The organism is Planktotalea sp. (assembly GCF_050633725.1).
Taxonomy (GTDB): domain Bacteria; phylum Pseudomonadota; class Alphaproteobacteria; order Rhodobacterales; family Rhodobacteraceae; genus Planktotalea.
On the sequence record NZ_JBOEHB010000012.1, the window covers coordinates 217,833 to 232,157 of the forward strand.

The window sequence follows — 14,325 nt, forward strand, 5'->3', positions numbered from 1 at the left end:
CCATCAAATCGCCATAAAGCAACGGCATTTGGATCAAGACGCCCTCGTTTACCCTTGTTAGACTGTTCATATGAGTACCCAAGCCCCCCTTTCCTATCGCCCTGAAATTGATGGCCTGCGTTCAATCGCGGTGCTTGCCGTTGTTCTTTACCATTTTGGCGTGACTGGCCTTCAGGGCGGCTTTGTCGGCGTTGACGTTTTTTTTGTCATATCCGGTTTTCTGATTGGCGGCTTGCTTTGGCGTGAAGGCCTAGAAACAGGCACTATTAGCCTGAAGCGCTTTTATGCGCGGCGCATCAAGCGTCTTGCGCCTGCTTATGTTGCCATGGCCCTTGCATCGTTTGTTGTCGGCTATTTTGTTCTGCTGCCATTTGAGTTTCGCGAGTTCGGGAAATCACTGATCGCCGCAACGCTTTATCTATCCAATGTGAACTTCTTTCGCAGCGCTGGGTATTTCGACACAGCTTCAGAAGACAAAGTGCTCTTGCACACTTGGTCGCTATCCGTTGAAGAACAATTCTACATCGTCCTGCCCTTGCTGATGATGCTATTACTGCGCCGCTCTTTTGGGCTACGTGTGCTGTTGTGGCTCTCACTTGGAGTATCCTTGATCGCCTGCATCTGGATAACTCAGCGATCTCAACCTGCTGCGTTTTATTTGTTTCCTTTTAGAGCGTGGGAATTATTAGCGGGCGTTCTTTTGGCAATTGAAAGCCAGCGGCGCACGATCCCTCAGGCGCAGGCAATCAGCTTCGTTGGCCTTGCTCTGGTGCTAGGAAGCATCGTCTTTATCCCTGCAAGCGCACAGTTCCCCGGCTGGCATGCCATTTTTCCAGTGCTGGGCACGGTGTTTTTGATTGCAAATGGGAAGAACGACAACCTTGTGAACCGCGCATTAAGTGCGCCGCTTCCTATTGGAATCGGCCTGATTTCATACTCGCTTTACCTGTGGCATTGGCCAGTTCTAACTCTATCGAGCTATTATCGCGGCGGCTACGACAGTTGGTTAGAAACAGGTGTTTGGCTCGCAGTTAGCGTAGCTTTGGCCTATTTGTCGTGGCGCTTTATTGAACGCCCCGTACGCCGTGCACGCACCCTTGATCGGGTCACCTTTGGCAGCGCCTTGATCGCGAGCGCCGCTCTTATCGCGGTTGGCGGAATTGTCTTCAAAAAAGATGGGATGATCGAGCGTTTTGAGCCACCGCTTCGCACCCATATTGAAGCGTCAGCGGATTTTTTGCAAGATTGGTCACGCTGCACAACACCTGCAACAGGCCCATTCAGCGGGCTAGAAACCTGTCCTATTGGCCCGGAAGGCACGCCCGAAATCTTGATCTGGGGTGATAGCCACGTGCGCGCTTTGAAAGAAGGATTGGAAGTCGCTGCTTTCGAGGCGGATACCCCAGCCTTGCTGATTTGGCGCGCAGGCTGCGCACCTGTATTTGGCGTTACGAAAGATGAAACCTCAGCCTCCCCTGCGCAGGATGCAGCCTGCACCGCGGCCAACAACCAGATCGAAACAGCTTTGAGCGACCAGCTGTTCAAACATGTCCTGCTCGTCGGTCGCTGGGCTTACTATGCTGAGGGAAATGGCGTTGGCTCAGATGCGAACAACAGGATCGCTCTATCTGTGAGGGATGCGAACGGCGATCAATCCGAGCAATTTGTTCAGGGGTTAAAACGAACAGCTGAGGCATTGATGGGCACAGGTCATAAGCTTTTTGTTCTAAACGCTCTCCCTGAAATCCACGATTATGACTCGCGCAAGATTGCGCGCGAACTGGCTGGCAACAGAATGTCTGAAGATCAGCTCTCGAAAGCGGTTTCGCTTAGTTTAGAAGATCACCAAAAACGAACGTCGGCAATCGCGCCGGCAATGCACGACTTAAGCACCTTAGGGGCGACGCTTCTCGATCCCTCACCCTATTTTTGCGAGAGCAATAGTTGCTCGGCTTTGCACAAGGGAAAAGCTCAGTTTTTTGACAACAATCACATTATCAATAGTTCCGCCCTTCGTATCAGAGCACTTTTTCAACCTGTCTTTCAGATCGAAGGTGGCTCATGAACCTCGAAATTCTAGAGCAGGATTGGGATGCGGTCATCATCGGGACAGGCATGGGTGGTGGAACGATTGGCCGAGTCCTTTCAGAGGGCGGCCTACGTGTATTGTTCATCGAAAAAGGTCCAAGCGGATATCGCAGCGAAAGGCAAGCATTGCACAGCGAGGTTTTCTCTCCTGAAGCCCGCGCTCTGCGGGGGTTTTGGCCTGCGCCTATGCGCGCTCGCGTTGACGGAAAATCGGCAGAGTTTTTTGCACCTATAGGGGCAGGTGTTGGCGGTAGCTCTGCTTTTTACGCAGCAACACTGGAGCGGCCAGAACGCCATGACATTGACGATCATCCAAAGGCCAAATGGCCCGTAAGCTTTGACGAAATGCGTCCTTGGTACACCAGAGCCGAAACAATGTTTCACGTCTGTGGCGAGCCAGACCCTCTCTCTTTTGAGGAAGAAAACGAACTGGAACCGTATCCCGCATTGGACTCAGGTGACTCCGCTTTGATGGACGAAATGCGCAGCAGTGGATTGCACCCCTACAGGTTACATTCTGCGATCAAATACCTTGAAGGGTGCCATGGTTGTCTTGGATCAAAGTGCCCTAAACCTTGCAAAATGGATGGACGCTCCGCGGGCGTAGAACCTGCCCTTGCGACTGGCAACGCTCAGTTGCTTGAAGGGGCAGAAGTCACGGCTCTCGCTGCCGAAGGGGGTGTCATTAAGCATCTTATACTTCGCATTGGAAAGGTCCAAAAATCCCTAAGGGCTAAACGCGTCATTCTTGCTGGCGGTGCGCTAGGCTCCGCACGTTTGCTTCTTGCTTCTGAGCCAAGTGGACTTGCCAATTCCAGCGGATTGGTTGGGCGCAACCTGATGTTTCATTTGAACGAAATGTTTGCCCTCTGGCCCAAGAAGAAAATCGATGGGGATGAAACGAGCAAGACAATTTCACTGCGCGACCTATACCATGAAAAGGGAACGCGATTTGGCACAGTACAAAGTATGGGAATCGAGGCTGGCTATGGCGAAATACTGCACTATCTGCGGTTAATGCTCGCCAGATCACCTTTTGCACGCATTCCGCTCGCACACGAACTTGCGCGTATCCCAGCAACCTTTGCCAATAGATTCCTCGGGAATGCCAGAGTGTTCGTTGGCTTGCTAGAAGACTACGGATACTCCGAAAATCGCGTAGTCTATGACCCTGCGCATCCTGATGCACTGTGCGTTGAATACACAATTGCGCCAGAGCTAAGAGCGCGTCGAAAAGCGTTTCGCAAGGCAATTAAGCGCGCCTTTCGAAAGCATCGCAAGCTCTTCTTGTCGATGCAGCCCGAACTAAACTATGGCCACCCTTGCGGCACATTGCGTTTCGGGGATGATCCAGCAACGTCGGTTCTGGATCGCAATTGCAAAGCACATGACCTGAGCAATTTGTGGGTTGTCGACAGCAGTTTTATGCCCACTTCCTTTGGTGTAAATCCGTCCTTAACCATCGCAGCAAACGCAATTCGTGTTGGGGAACATCTGTTACAAGAGGTCGCAAAATGACTCCTACCGAAATCATCCAGAATGGCCCTGCGATCGTAACAGGCGCGGGAACGGGTCTTGGCCGCGCTCTCGCGCGCAAGATCGCTGAGCGGGGAACACCTGTTGCCTTGCTCGGTCGTCAGGAAAACACCCTAACAGAAACTGCTGCGACGCGCCCCGACAGGCTGATGCCTTATGTCTGTGATGTTTCCGACGCTGGCGAGGTTCAAACCGTTGTTGACGCGATTGCTCGCGACCTCGGCACGCCTCGTATTCTCATCAACAATGCAGCGGTCTATCCGCACCGTGATATCCTAGAATTGCCTCAAGGCGCATTCATGCAGACCATGGAAACCAACCTAGGCGGCATTGTGAATGCGGTCCAATCGGTCCTGCCTTACATGATTCAAGATGGCGTTGGGCGTATCTTAAACGTGGCGACCTTTGCTGACATGTCCCCGCTTCCAATGAGCAGCGAATATAGCACATCCAAGGGCGCAGCGAGGATTTTCACACGCGCTTTGATTGCGGATATCGCGGATCGGTTCCCAGATATCGTGGTCAGCGATTGGATGCCAGGAATGCTCGCAACTCAGATGGGGATTGAGGACGGCCTAGATCCAAACGTTGCGGCCGGCTGGGGCGCAGCTTTGGCGATGATGCACGATCCTCAACTCACTGGGACGACATTTGAAATGGATCGCGAAATCCTTGCGGGCAGCGCGCTAAAGCGAAAATTGAAAGCACTTTTGACGCTCAGCCGACCGCAAAAACCTCGTATCTTAACGCCGCTCTAACGACTTTTGTAAGCGCGAAGCGCCAACCCTGGCAGCGCCATTGCGCTTTGCGCATAGCGCCCGACCAAGCGCTTCGGATTGCCTAGCATCCGCCAAAGCCACTCCATCGCGATTTGACGCACCCATTTGGGAGCGCGAACCTGCGTTCCAGAGAGAAAATCCAAACCCGCACCAATTGATGCAAACCCAACAGATGGCGCGAGTTCACGCCCAAGCGCGGCAAACCGTTCTTGCTTTGGCGCGCCAAGCGCGAGAAACGCCAATTGAGCGCCGCTCGCAGCAAGTTCGCTCAAGATTTTTCGAGCGCTTTCACCCTCTGGATCGAACCCAAATTCAGGCGCACAAATATAGGCAATTCGCACATTGGGCGCTTCACGTTTGAGCGCATTCCCCGCTGCTTCCAACGATTCATCGGAACTGCCAATAAGCGCAATCGGAGCATCTTTTTGTGCTGCAAGTTTAGTCAAAGGAACGACCAATTCAGAGCCGGGAAGCAGATCAACAGGCGCGCGGGCCAATTGCGACACCCAAACAATCGGATTTCCATCAGCCACGACCAAATCCTGAGCTGCATATGCGCTTCGAAACCCTTCATCTTGCTCAAGTTTGGTGACATGATCCAAGTTGATCGTCGCGAGCGCAAAACCCTGACGGCTCTCAAATCTTTGCGCAATTTCATCCATCAAAGCGGCCTTGCTTGGGATGTTGATCTCTACTGCGAAATTTTTACCTGTTAGCCGCAACCTGCGCCCCTTTTCCCTAACTCGTATACTTTTGCCGACCTATGACCCTCAAATGCGCCAGAATTATCACGACAAGACGCAAAATTCTCGTGTTTTGTCCAAGAATAGCCATGATTGTGTGGTGAATTCATACCCGTAGGTGGTAAAAAGATACCAGTGGTTTTAGGCGAAACGTATGACGAAAATTGCGATCATAGGATGCGGCTTTGTCGCCGATCTTTACATGCGCTCTTTCGCCAGTTTTCCAAATCAACATATCGCAGGCGTGTTCGATACCGACGCCAACCGCCTATCCCAATTCTGCACCTATTGGAAACTTGACGATTTTGCGACGCAAGACGCACTGTTGAAAAGCTTGCCGCGCGGAAGCGTCGTTCTGAACTTGACCAATCCACATGCCCATAGCGCTGTAAACCGAGCGATCTTAAATGCTGGACATCACGCATATTCTGAAAAACCGCTTGCGATTGATATGCAAGATGCGCGTGAACTATCAGAGCTTGCGAAAAGCCAAGGGCGCTACCTCGCTTCGGCGCCTTGCTCTGTTTTGGGCGAAGCCGCGCAAACGCTCGCAAAGGCAGCACGAGAGGGCGTCGCTGGCGATATTCGCCTGATCTATGCGGAACTCGACGACGGTTTCATACCGCAAGCCCCCTACCAAGATTGGACCAGCGAAAGCGGCGCACCTTGGCCGTTTGAGGATGAGTTTCATGTTGGATGCACCTTGGAACACGCGGGTTATTATCTAAGCTGGCTTATCGCAATGTTCGGCCCTGTGACCCAAGTGATTGCGGCCTCAGCAGAAACGATACCAGACAAGCCCGGCGCAATGGGGACCGCTGATTTTTCTGTTGCGACCCTATTTTTCGAACGAAGCGGCCCTCCTGTGCGCCTGACCTGCTCAATAACGGCGCCGCATGATCATCGTATCCGCGTGATCGGTGATGCAGGTGTTTTGAACGTGAAAAAAGCATGGTCAAATTCCGCGCCGGTACGCTTTCATAAACGCATGATTTTGCGTCGCCGTCTGCTAGAACATCCCATTGGCAAACGGATAAAACTGGTAGGCGGATCGCATCCAAAGGTGAAACGTTGGGGCGCTGCTGAAATGAACTTTGCTCTGGGGCCAATGGAAATGGTGGAGGCTCTCGAAACTGGACGCACGCCGCGCTTAGCGGGGGATTTCGCGTTGCACTTGAACGAAGTGACTCTTGCCATTCAAAATGCGGGGCGCACGCGCGGCGTCCAAGATATGAGCACAAGTTGCGAAACCATGGAGCCAATGCCATGGGCGCTTTAAAACCTCTCCATATCGTTGTTACTGGAAGCGCAGGCTATTTAGGCCGCGCCATCGTTGAAGCGGCAGAAACACGCGGTCACCACGTGAGCAAGATCGTTCGAAGTGGCGATTCTGGAATTGTTCAAGACCTCGCAGAAACAGGTGCCGCCGAAAGGCTCGCTCAGGAAATCGGTGCCGCTGATGTTGTAATCCATGCTGCCAGTGAAATGACGTCTGATTGGGCGCGGCACGAAGCGTCCAGTTTGCCAGCCATGCAAACCGTTTGCGCCGTGTCCAAGGCATTGAACGCGCATCTTGTGCACATCAGCTCGATCGCAATCTACGATTTTGAATCGCTTAAAGCTGGCAGTATCGTCACCGAGCAAAGCCCGATTGAACCTAATCCTGAACAGCGCGACGGGTATTCACACGCCAAACTTGCCCAAGAAGAGATCATCGCTGACGAAATGCCCAACGCCAGCGTTTTGCGCGTTGGCGCGATCTTTGGGGCAACGCGTATCATGAACGCACATTTGGGCATTGGACTTGGTCCAATCTTGCTACGCCTCGCATCAAGGGGGCAAGTTCCGCTTGCGCATATAGATTTGGTTGCTCAATCGGCATTGAATGCGGCGATAAACAAGTCAAGCGGCGCAGTGAATATACTCGACACGGATCTACCAGATCGTATTCGCTTTATTGAAACTCTTAGCGCATCTGGTTGGCCCAAGCTGGTCATACCCTGCCCTTGGCAAGCTTTCTCAGTCCTTAGCAAGCTTTTGGCATTCTGGTCGTCACGTCCTGGCCTTTTGCGCACGAAGGTGCTTCACGCCCGCATGAAACCGCTCGCCTATGACAATGCTTTGATGCGCGCGTCGCTCGTTCATGAGCCGGAAGACAGCTTCGAGGCCAAAATGACAAAGGCAATGCGCCATGAGTAATGCAGGTCCCATCGCTTACCTGACGGGAGAATACCCACGTGCAACGGATACTTTTATTCAACGCGAGGTCGCGGGCCTGCGTTCACTTGGATTAGATATTCAAACTTGCTCCATTCGACGTACTGACCCGAGCCATCATGTGGGCGCAGAACAACGAGAAGAAGCCGCGCGCACATTCCATGTTTTGGAAGCGGCAAAAAACCCGATCAGGCTCCTTTCAGCCCACGCCCGCATTTTTGCGCAAAACCCACGTCGGTACTTTGGCGCGTTGCGAAAAGCATGGGCAACCCGCGCGCCCGGGTTCAAAGCTGGGCTCTATCAATTGATCTATTTCGCAGAAGCAGGAATGCTCGCGCGCCACATGCAAGCGCGCGGCATAACCCATTTGCACAACCACATTGCAACGGCATCTTGCACAGTTGCTATGCTCGCCAGCGCGCTCAGCGGTATTCCTTTTAGTTTCACACTTCATGGTCCGGATATCTTTTTTGAACCACACCGTTGGCGATTAGATGAAAAGATCGCATCAGCGCGGTTTGTAGCCTGCATCAGTCATTTTTGCCGCGCGCAAGCGATGAATTTCTCTAGTTCTGAGAATTGGGAGAAGTTGCATATCGTACATTGCGGTATCGAACCCGACCGCTACACACCAAAACCACGCAAGCGCGCAAAACAATTGCTGTTTGTAGGGCGTTTGGCGGGGGTCAAGGGCGTACCGGTGTTGCTTGATGCTCTTAGCACATTGCGCGAGGCGCATCCTGATCTAAACGTGACCTTCATTGGCGATGGTCCAGAGCGGGCAGCGCTAGAAGAACGCGCGCAAGAATTGGGGCTTGGCCGCATCACAAAATTTGTCGGGTACAAAAGCCAATCTGAAGTGGCAGAGGCGCTAATGAATAGCGACCTCTTCGTTCTACCCAGCTTTGCAGAGGGTGTTCCTGTCGTATTGATGGAAGCAATGGCCGCAGAAGTGCCAGTCATTACGACGCATGTCGCGGGCGTGCCTGAACTTATCAGCGATGGGCAAGAAGGAATATTGGTGCATCCGGGCGATTCAAACTCGCTCTCCCACGCGATTGAGCGCGTTTTAAACGACGTCGATTTGGCTGAAAGTATGGGCAAAGCTGGCCGTGCAAAGGTCAGCGCCTCCTTTAATATCGCGCATGAGGCAGCATGGCTGGCCGAGCTGCTGGACGCATACCAGATGTCCGCACCCAACTTGCCTGTGAGGAACCAACCATGAGCGCAATTGGAGCCGTTGTCATCGGACGCAACGAAGGTGCACGCCTCAAACGGTGCCTAAATAGCCTTGCGCCACAGGTCGCACACTTGGTCTATGTTGATAGCGGATCGCGCGACGATAGCGTCAATTTTGCGCACTCGATTGGCGCGCATGTCGTTGAGCTGGATAACGCAACACCCTTCACCGCAGCGCGAGCGCGTAACGCTGGTTATGACAAGTTAATGGAAGTTGCAGAATGCGAATTGGTGCAATTTATTGACGGCGATTGCGGAGTAGAGCCAGATTGGATCGCCAAAGCCAGCGCGCAGATGGATGCCAATCCAAGGCTTGGAATCGTCACTGGATGGCGGCGTGAAATTTTTCCTGACAATTCGATCTACAATGCTTTGTGCGATGTGGAATGGCATCGACCCCCAGGTCCGATCACCACATGCGGCGGTGACATGATGGTGCGCGCGGCAGCCGTGGACGATGTCGACGGCTTTGATCCAACAGTGATTGCAGCAGAAGACGATGAGTTTTGCCAACGCGTTCGGGCCGCGAATTGGGAATTGCTTCGCATACCTGAACAGATGACCCTTCATGACGCAAACATGCTGCATTTCAAAGAATGGTGGAAACGCGCTGAACGTTCGGGCCACGGCTTCGCGCAGGTTTCTGATTTGCACCAAGGTTACTTTAAAACCGAAGTTAGACGGGTTGTTGTTTTTGGAGCGCTGTTACCTGTTTTGGCTCTTGTCGGATTGCTGTTTTCTTGGACTCTCCTGCTTTTGGTGGTGATAGCTTATGGGATCTCCTATTCGCGGACAGTTATTGGGCTCCAAAAGGAAGGCGTCAAAGCAAAGCCCTTGCTTTATCAGCTATCTGGGCTTCTCTCGCTGTCCAAAATCCCAAATATGATTGGAATGGTCCGTTATTATCTTCGCAAACGCGCAGGCCGCGATATGCGACTTATCGAATACAAGTAGGATTGAGTTTATGAGTACCCCATTGCGCGCCGGCATTATCGGCGCTGGATACATCGCGACATGGCATGCGGATGCCATTAAACAAACGGCTGGAGTCGAGCTCGCGGCGGTGTGTGACCTTTCCGAAGGAGCCGCTCGCGATCTGGCAGAGCCGCGCGGTGCGCATGTATTCACCGATGTGGAGCAATTGCTGAGCTCAGGGAAAGTAGACGCTGTCCACATTCTTACACCGCCCCATTTGCATGCTGATTTAGCTGAAAAGGCATTGCGCGCAGGCGTTGCTGTTCTTGTAGAAAAGCCTGTCGCCGTTTCGGCTGACGAAATGCGGACAATGGAACGGGCCGCCGCCGAAAGCGGAAGCCTGTTGGCCGTAGGGCACAACTTCCTAAGTTTACCGGGTTATGACCGTTTGAAAGCCGCGCGGGCCGCGGGAAAAATTGGCCGGATTAGCGCTGCTGAATTTAATTGGTGCTTCCCCCTTTCACCGCTGCGGTCTGGCCCGTTCGGTTTATGGTTGTTGCGCGAACCAAAGAACCTTTTGCTCGAACTCGCACCGCATCTTTTTGCCTTTGCAGTCGATCTATTTGGCGAAATCGAAGTGCTAGACGTCCAGCTGAGCCATCCTACAGAATTGCCTGGCGGCGCGCTGCGGCACCAAAGTTGGCGCATTCTGGCGCGTGCAAGGCATGTTGATATTACGGTAAACCTCAGCACAGTTGAAACGCTCGATGATCGCTCGCTTACTCTGCGTGGCTCAAACGGGTTGGCGAAATATGATTACGCCGCCGATGCGCTTGTAGTGCGCTCTGAAAATGCCTCTGATCTCATTGTAAATCCTTTGGTGAACCAACTCACACAGTCCTTTGCGCATTTGCGTGAAGGGGTTGTAAATGCAGTCCGCCAAACTGCTTCGCTCAACCGCAAGTCGGCCTACGGGCTAAGCTTCCTTGGCATAACGTCTGCGTTTTACAACGCCCTTGCTGAAAAGCGCGCGATAGATCCGCGATACAACGCTCAAAGCGGCGTCAAGGTAATGGATGCAATGCAAAGCGTGATTGATCGACTGCCTAATGCTGGCGAAGAAACACACACGCATCCAGCGCCCTCTCGCGTTCCAAAACCTGACGTTATGGTTATTGGAGGGACTGGATTTATCGGCGCGCACCTCACGCGCACACTTGTCGCCCAAGGGCATGACGTGCGCGTTGTCTCGCGCGGCACGCGCGGACCCTTTCCCGATTTACCCGATCAGGTCGAAACCGTTAGCGTTGATTTGAAAGACAAAGCCGCGCTCGTTAAGGCGATGGAGGGGATAAAGATTGTCTACAATCTCGCCAAATCAATGGACACAACTTGGGAGCTTTGCCTGCAAAATGATGTGGGTGTCGCAGTAAACATCGCCGAAGCCGCGCTGGACGCTGGTGTTGAACGCTTGATCTACACAGGCACGATAGCCTCTTACGATATGTCCCGCGAAGATGTTGCGATCCGTGAGAGCACCGGTTTTGGCACCGATATGAGCGATCGCAATCTCTATGCGCGCTCCAAAGCTGAGTGTGAGCATCAGTTGATGCAGATGCACGTTGAACGCGGCTTACCGCTTACCATCGCCCGCCCCGGAATTGTGATTGGCCCGGGTGGCCCTTTGCAACATTGGGGCATTGGACGCTGGCACGGCGCGGGCGCTGTACGCCTGTGGAGCGCGGGCAAAAACAAATTGCCGTTTGTATTGATTGATGACGTTAGTGACGGACTTGTCCGCATGGGAACGCACAAAGACGCGATTGGCCAATCATTCAATCTCGTGGGCGATATCCAATTCACTGCGCGCGAATATTTTGATGCAATCCACGATGCGCTAGAAGCGCGCGTGAAAGTTAAGGGCGGCAATCCAACACTGTTTTGGGCCTTTGATGCCGTGAAATTTGTACTCAAGAAACACGCGCTGCGTCGTCATGGCGTGCTGCGGCCGTCCTTGATGGATTGGAAATCGCGCGCCCACTTCAGCCCCTTTGACAATTCTCAAAGCAAGCAAATGCTAGATTGGGCCCCGGAGGCGGATCGCCATGCTTTTGTTCAAAAGGGTATCATCGACGCGAATCTGTTGGGCTACTAAAGCCCAGCATTGCTCTATCGCAACGATACCCAAACCAGCCAACGCACGATCGCAGGTCGTTCGATAACACCGCATTTTCGATGGATATTGGTTTGCTTGGGGGTCTTGGAAAGACAGTAGAAAATAGCGTGGGGCCACTCTTCTTGCGCCAATCACAACAAATTGCGCAAAATAACTTGCTTGCCCCCTTGTCGCGACATGATTTCGCCCGATTTTTTAGACTATAGTGAGGAAATGCACTGCCGATCCATAGGCAGAGCAGCAAAGGACACACGCACGTTATGAATAAAGCAAACGCCAACCAGCTGAATTCAGAACCGCAGAGCACTGGCACCCGTCGCCGGTTCTCTGGCGGTGGGATGCGCTTGTCTGAAACTGAAGCCGCAGAGATGCGTCGTCGTCTCGTGATGCCGATGAAGTCCAAACAGGTGTTGGAACCGACACCAGATACCTGGGATCGCCTTGGTGGCATCATTGTGAACGAAGCGCACCTCGAGAAACACCGCGTTATCAGTGCTAGCCGTCACAACCCCGCGCATGTCGCCTTTGACGTATTGCGCACGCGGTTGGTGCAAGCACTGGCTGAAAAAGGTTGGCGACGGGTTGTCATAACCTCACCAACTAAAGATTGCGGCAAAACGTTCATTTCGACCAACCTTGCGATCAGCCTTTCACGGCAGGAACGTTTGCGCACGGTGTTGATGGACCTCGATTTGCGCAATCCTTCGGTGGCTCCGCTTCTGGGCGTGACTGATCCTGGAGCAATGGGCGACTATCTTCGCGGCTCTGTTTCTGTCTCGGAACATTTCCGGCGAATGGGACAGAATATGCTCAAAATCGGTTCAAACGTTGCATTTGCGTTGAACGATACGCGCGAACCTTTTGCCTCTGAAATGCTTGGCGCGCAGGCAACCTCCGACGCCATCCACCAGATGGAAGCAGAACTGGAACCAGATGTCGTTATCTACGATATGCCACCTGCTTTGTACCATGATGATGTCATGGCGTTTCGCGAGCACTATGATGCGGTGCTTCTTGTTGTTGGCGGCGGAACAACCAAAGCCAACGAAGTACGTGAGCTTAAACGTCGCTTCGGAGAAGACAAACCACTGTTAGGTGTCATCCTAAACAAAGCTGAAGGCCTATCGATTAGTCACTACAGCTACTAGCCTTTCTGACATAGAACTGCGCCTCTAGCAGAACGGGCTCTTTCAAAGCAGGCCTCTTGGTTTGCTTATGAATTCGCCTGACGGTTGAACAGCCCACCGAGCAATCCGCCCAAACCCTTTTCTGCAAGTGTTCGCAGAAGATAGGGCACCGACAATATCAACGCTACAAATCCACCAATCCACGCGAGTTTGCGGCGGCGTTGCTCCCATGTCGTCGTGACATATGGAATAGACACAACGGGCTGCAAGCCAAGTTGGCGCTCTAGTTGCGCACTGGTGCGAATAGCGGGATTCATCATTTCAAGAGCCAGCGCGGCAAGGCAAGCTAAGAACCCACTCCCAATAAAGCCCAGCATCGCAATCTTTTTGCGGCTAGGGGATACAGCCCATTCAGGAACCAGCGCGGTTTCCAAAACAACAAAGCGCTCAGATTGGTCCGCCGTTTCAAGCAACTGCCCCATTTCGGCTTCTGCGCGACCCGTTGTAATAACACTATACTGATCCTGCAATTGACGCAGGCGACGGTTAAGTGCGCCCAATTCACGCTCTACTTCTGGCGCGGCGGCGATCACGGATTCGAAACGATCAATACGTTGTTGAATCAGCGTTTTTTGCTCTTCCAAGCGTGCAACCTGCAAATCAACCACAGACTGTCTTTGGCGAGAGGTATTGCTCGAAGCAGCGATTATTTCGCGGTCAATTTCCAGTTCAGTCTCGCGTAGCGTGCCTAGTTGATCACGCTGGGAGGCAATTCCGCCCGGTAGCGCATCAGAATTGGCGCTCTTGAATACTGCGATCTCTTCTTCGACCAGCAAGATTTCCGCGCCTATGCGCTCTTCTTCGCTGCTGAAAAACGCCAATGCGCCTTCCGTCCGTTCTTCTTTGCGTTTGCGGTTCTCTTCCAAGACAGAGCCCAGAAACTCATTAGCAATTTTTGCCGCAAGATCAGGATCCCCGAAAGTAACTGTAATGAGCATGCCAGATGGGGTGATATTTGGTTGCCACGCCTGCGCGCCATCTTTGATTTGAACGATCTGAACGCTAGAGCGCAGCGCATCCACTTTCTCGTTCAAGGGCATGGGGGGGCCGTCTGAAAATAACTGCAACTTGTCCACAACGCGCACAAGGCTGTCGCGCGCCATTAATCGCTGTTCAATCAAGGTCAGGCGATGTGCCGCACCGTTGGTCGCAACTGGTGCTCCCGTAGTTTGACTAGAGACTGACGCACTTTCAATTTGAAGCGCTGCATGCGTTTCATACATGCTGGGTTGATTCATCGCGTAGTAAATCGCCGCCAGAGTCCCGAGACACACAATCAGCGCCATCAAGAAAAAGCGGCGCTTAATTACGCCCATAAACTCACCAAAGGTTCTGATCTGATCCAAACCAATTCTCCTCAGCCAAACACCTGGCCATCACCACTTATGCCGCTCTAGAGCCAATACAATAGCCCCAAGCCTATCCAAAACATGCTGCCGAAATGA

General features: G+C 52.8%; 11 protein-coding genes. 9 read left to right on the forward strand and 2 right to left on the reverse strand.

What is annotated here, in order from left to right; translation table 11 throughout:
• Positions 1-70: 70 nt before the first annotated feature.
• The 3 genes from ACRBCU_RS12085 to ACRBCU_RS12095 are packed head-to-tail and all read left to right on the forward strand — an operon-like array spanning position 71 to position 4,382.
• Positions 71-2,065 carry an acyltransferase family protein gene (locus ACRBCU_RS12085; RefSeq protein WP_431365643.1) on the forward strand — a complete coding sequence of 665 codons (1,995 nt, stop codon included), beginning with the start codon at positions 71-73 and terminating at the stop codon, positions 2,063-2,065.
• Positions 2,062-3,606, forward strand: a complete 1,545-nt coding sequence (locus ACRBCU_RS12090; protein WP_431365644.1) for a GMC oxidoreductase — start codon at positions 2,062-2,064, stop codon at positions 3,604-3,606. The genes ACRBCU_RS12085 and ACRBCU_RS12090 overlap by 4 nt, the downstream gene beginning before the upstream one ends.
• Positions 3,603-4,382, forward strand: a complete 780-nt coding sequence (locus ACRBCU_RS12095) for an SDR family oxidoreductase (RefSeq protein WP_431365645.1) — start codon at positions 3,603-3,605, stop codon at positions 4,380-4,382. Before ACRBCU_RS12090 ends, ACRBCU_RS12095 begins: the two co-directional genes overlap by 4 nt.
• On the opposite strand, the gene ACRBCU_RS12100 is transcribed toward ACRBCU_RS12095, so the two are convergent.
• On the reverse strand, positions 4,379-5,065 hold the full coding sequence (locus tag ACRBCU_RS12100) for a WecB/TagA/CpsF family glycosyltransferase (RefSeq protein WP_431365646.1): 687 nt from the start codon (positions 5,063-5,065) through the stop codon (positions 4,379-4,381). The two genes, ACRBCU_RS12095 and ACRBCU_RS12100, sit on opposite strands and share 4 nt — an antisense overlap.
• Positions 5,066-5,300: 235 nt before the next feature.
• Here ACRBCU_RS12100 and ACRBCU_RS12105 point away from each other — a divergent pair, with 235 nt between their 5' ends.
• The 6 genes from ACRBCU_RS12105 to ACRBCU_RS12130 all read left to right on the forward strand — a co-directional run bounded on the left by ACRBCU_RS12105 (position 5,301) and on the right by ACRBCU_RS12130 (position 12,841).
• Positions 5,301-6,425 carry a Gfo/Idh/MocA family protein gene (locus ACRBCU_RS12105; protein ID WP_431365647.1) on the forward strand — a complete coding sequence of 375 codons (1,125 nt, stop codon included), beginning with the start codon at positions 5,301-5,303 and terminating at the stop codon, positions 6,423-6,425.
• Complete coding sequence (locus ACRBCU_RS12110; protein ID WP_431365648.1) at positions 6,413-7,345, forward strand: NAD-dependent epimerase/dehydratase family protein; 933 nt, start codon at positions 6,413-6,415, stop codon at positions 7,343-7,345. The genes ACRBCU_RS12105 and ACRBCU_RS12110 overlap by 13 nt, the downstream gene beginning before the upstream one ends.
• Entirely contained in the window at positions 7,338-8,588 is a 1,251-nt protein-coding gene (locus ACRBCU_RS12115) for a glycosyltransferase (RefSeq protein WP_431365649.1), read from the forward strand. The genes ACRBCU_RS12110 and ACRBCU_RS12115 overlap by 8 nt, the downstream gene beginning before the upstream one ends.
• On the forward strand, positions 8,585-9,556 hold the full coding sequence (locus tag ACRBCU_RS12120) for a glycosyltransferase (RefSeq protein WP_431365650.1): 972 nt from the start codon (positions 8,585-8,587) through the stop codon (positions 9,554-9,556). The genes ACRBCU_RS12115 and ACRBCU_RS12120 overlap by 4 nt, the downstream gene beginning before the upstream one ends.
• 10 nt (positions 9,557-9,566) lie before the next feature.
• Positions 9,567-11,672 carry an NAD-dependent epimerase/dehydratase family protein gene (locus tag ACRBCU_RS12125; protein WP_431365651.1) on the forward strand — a complete coding sequence of 702 codons (2,106 nt, stop codon included), beginning with the start codon at positions 9,567-9,569 and terminating at the stop codon, positions 11,670-11,672.
• Between the two features lie 281 nt (positions 11,673-11,953).
• Positions 11,954-12,841 (forward strand): CpsD/CapB family tyrosine-protein kinase, encoded by an 888-nt coding sequence (locus ACRBCU_RS12130; RefSeq protein WP_431365652.1) that lies wholly within the window; start codon positions 11,954-11,956, stop codon positions 12,839-12,841.
• Positions 12,842-12,906: 65 nt separating this feature from the next.
• On the opposite strand, the gene ACRBCU_RS12135 is transcribed toward ACRBCU_RS12130, so the two are convergent.
• Positions 12,907-14,226 (reverse strand): GumC family protein, encoded by a 1,320-nt coding sequence (locus tag ACRBCU_RS12135; protein WP_431365653.1) that lies wholly within the window; start codon positions 14,224-14,226, stop codon positions 12,907-12,909.
• Positions 14,227-14,325: the final 99 nt, after the last annotated feature.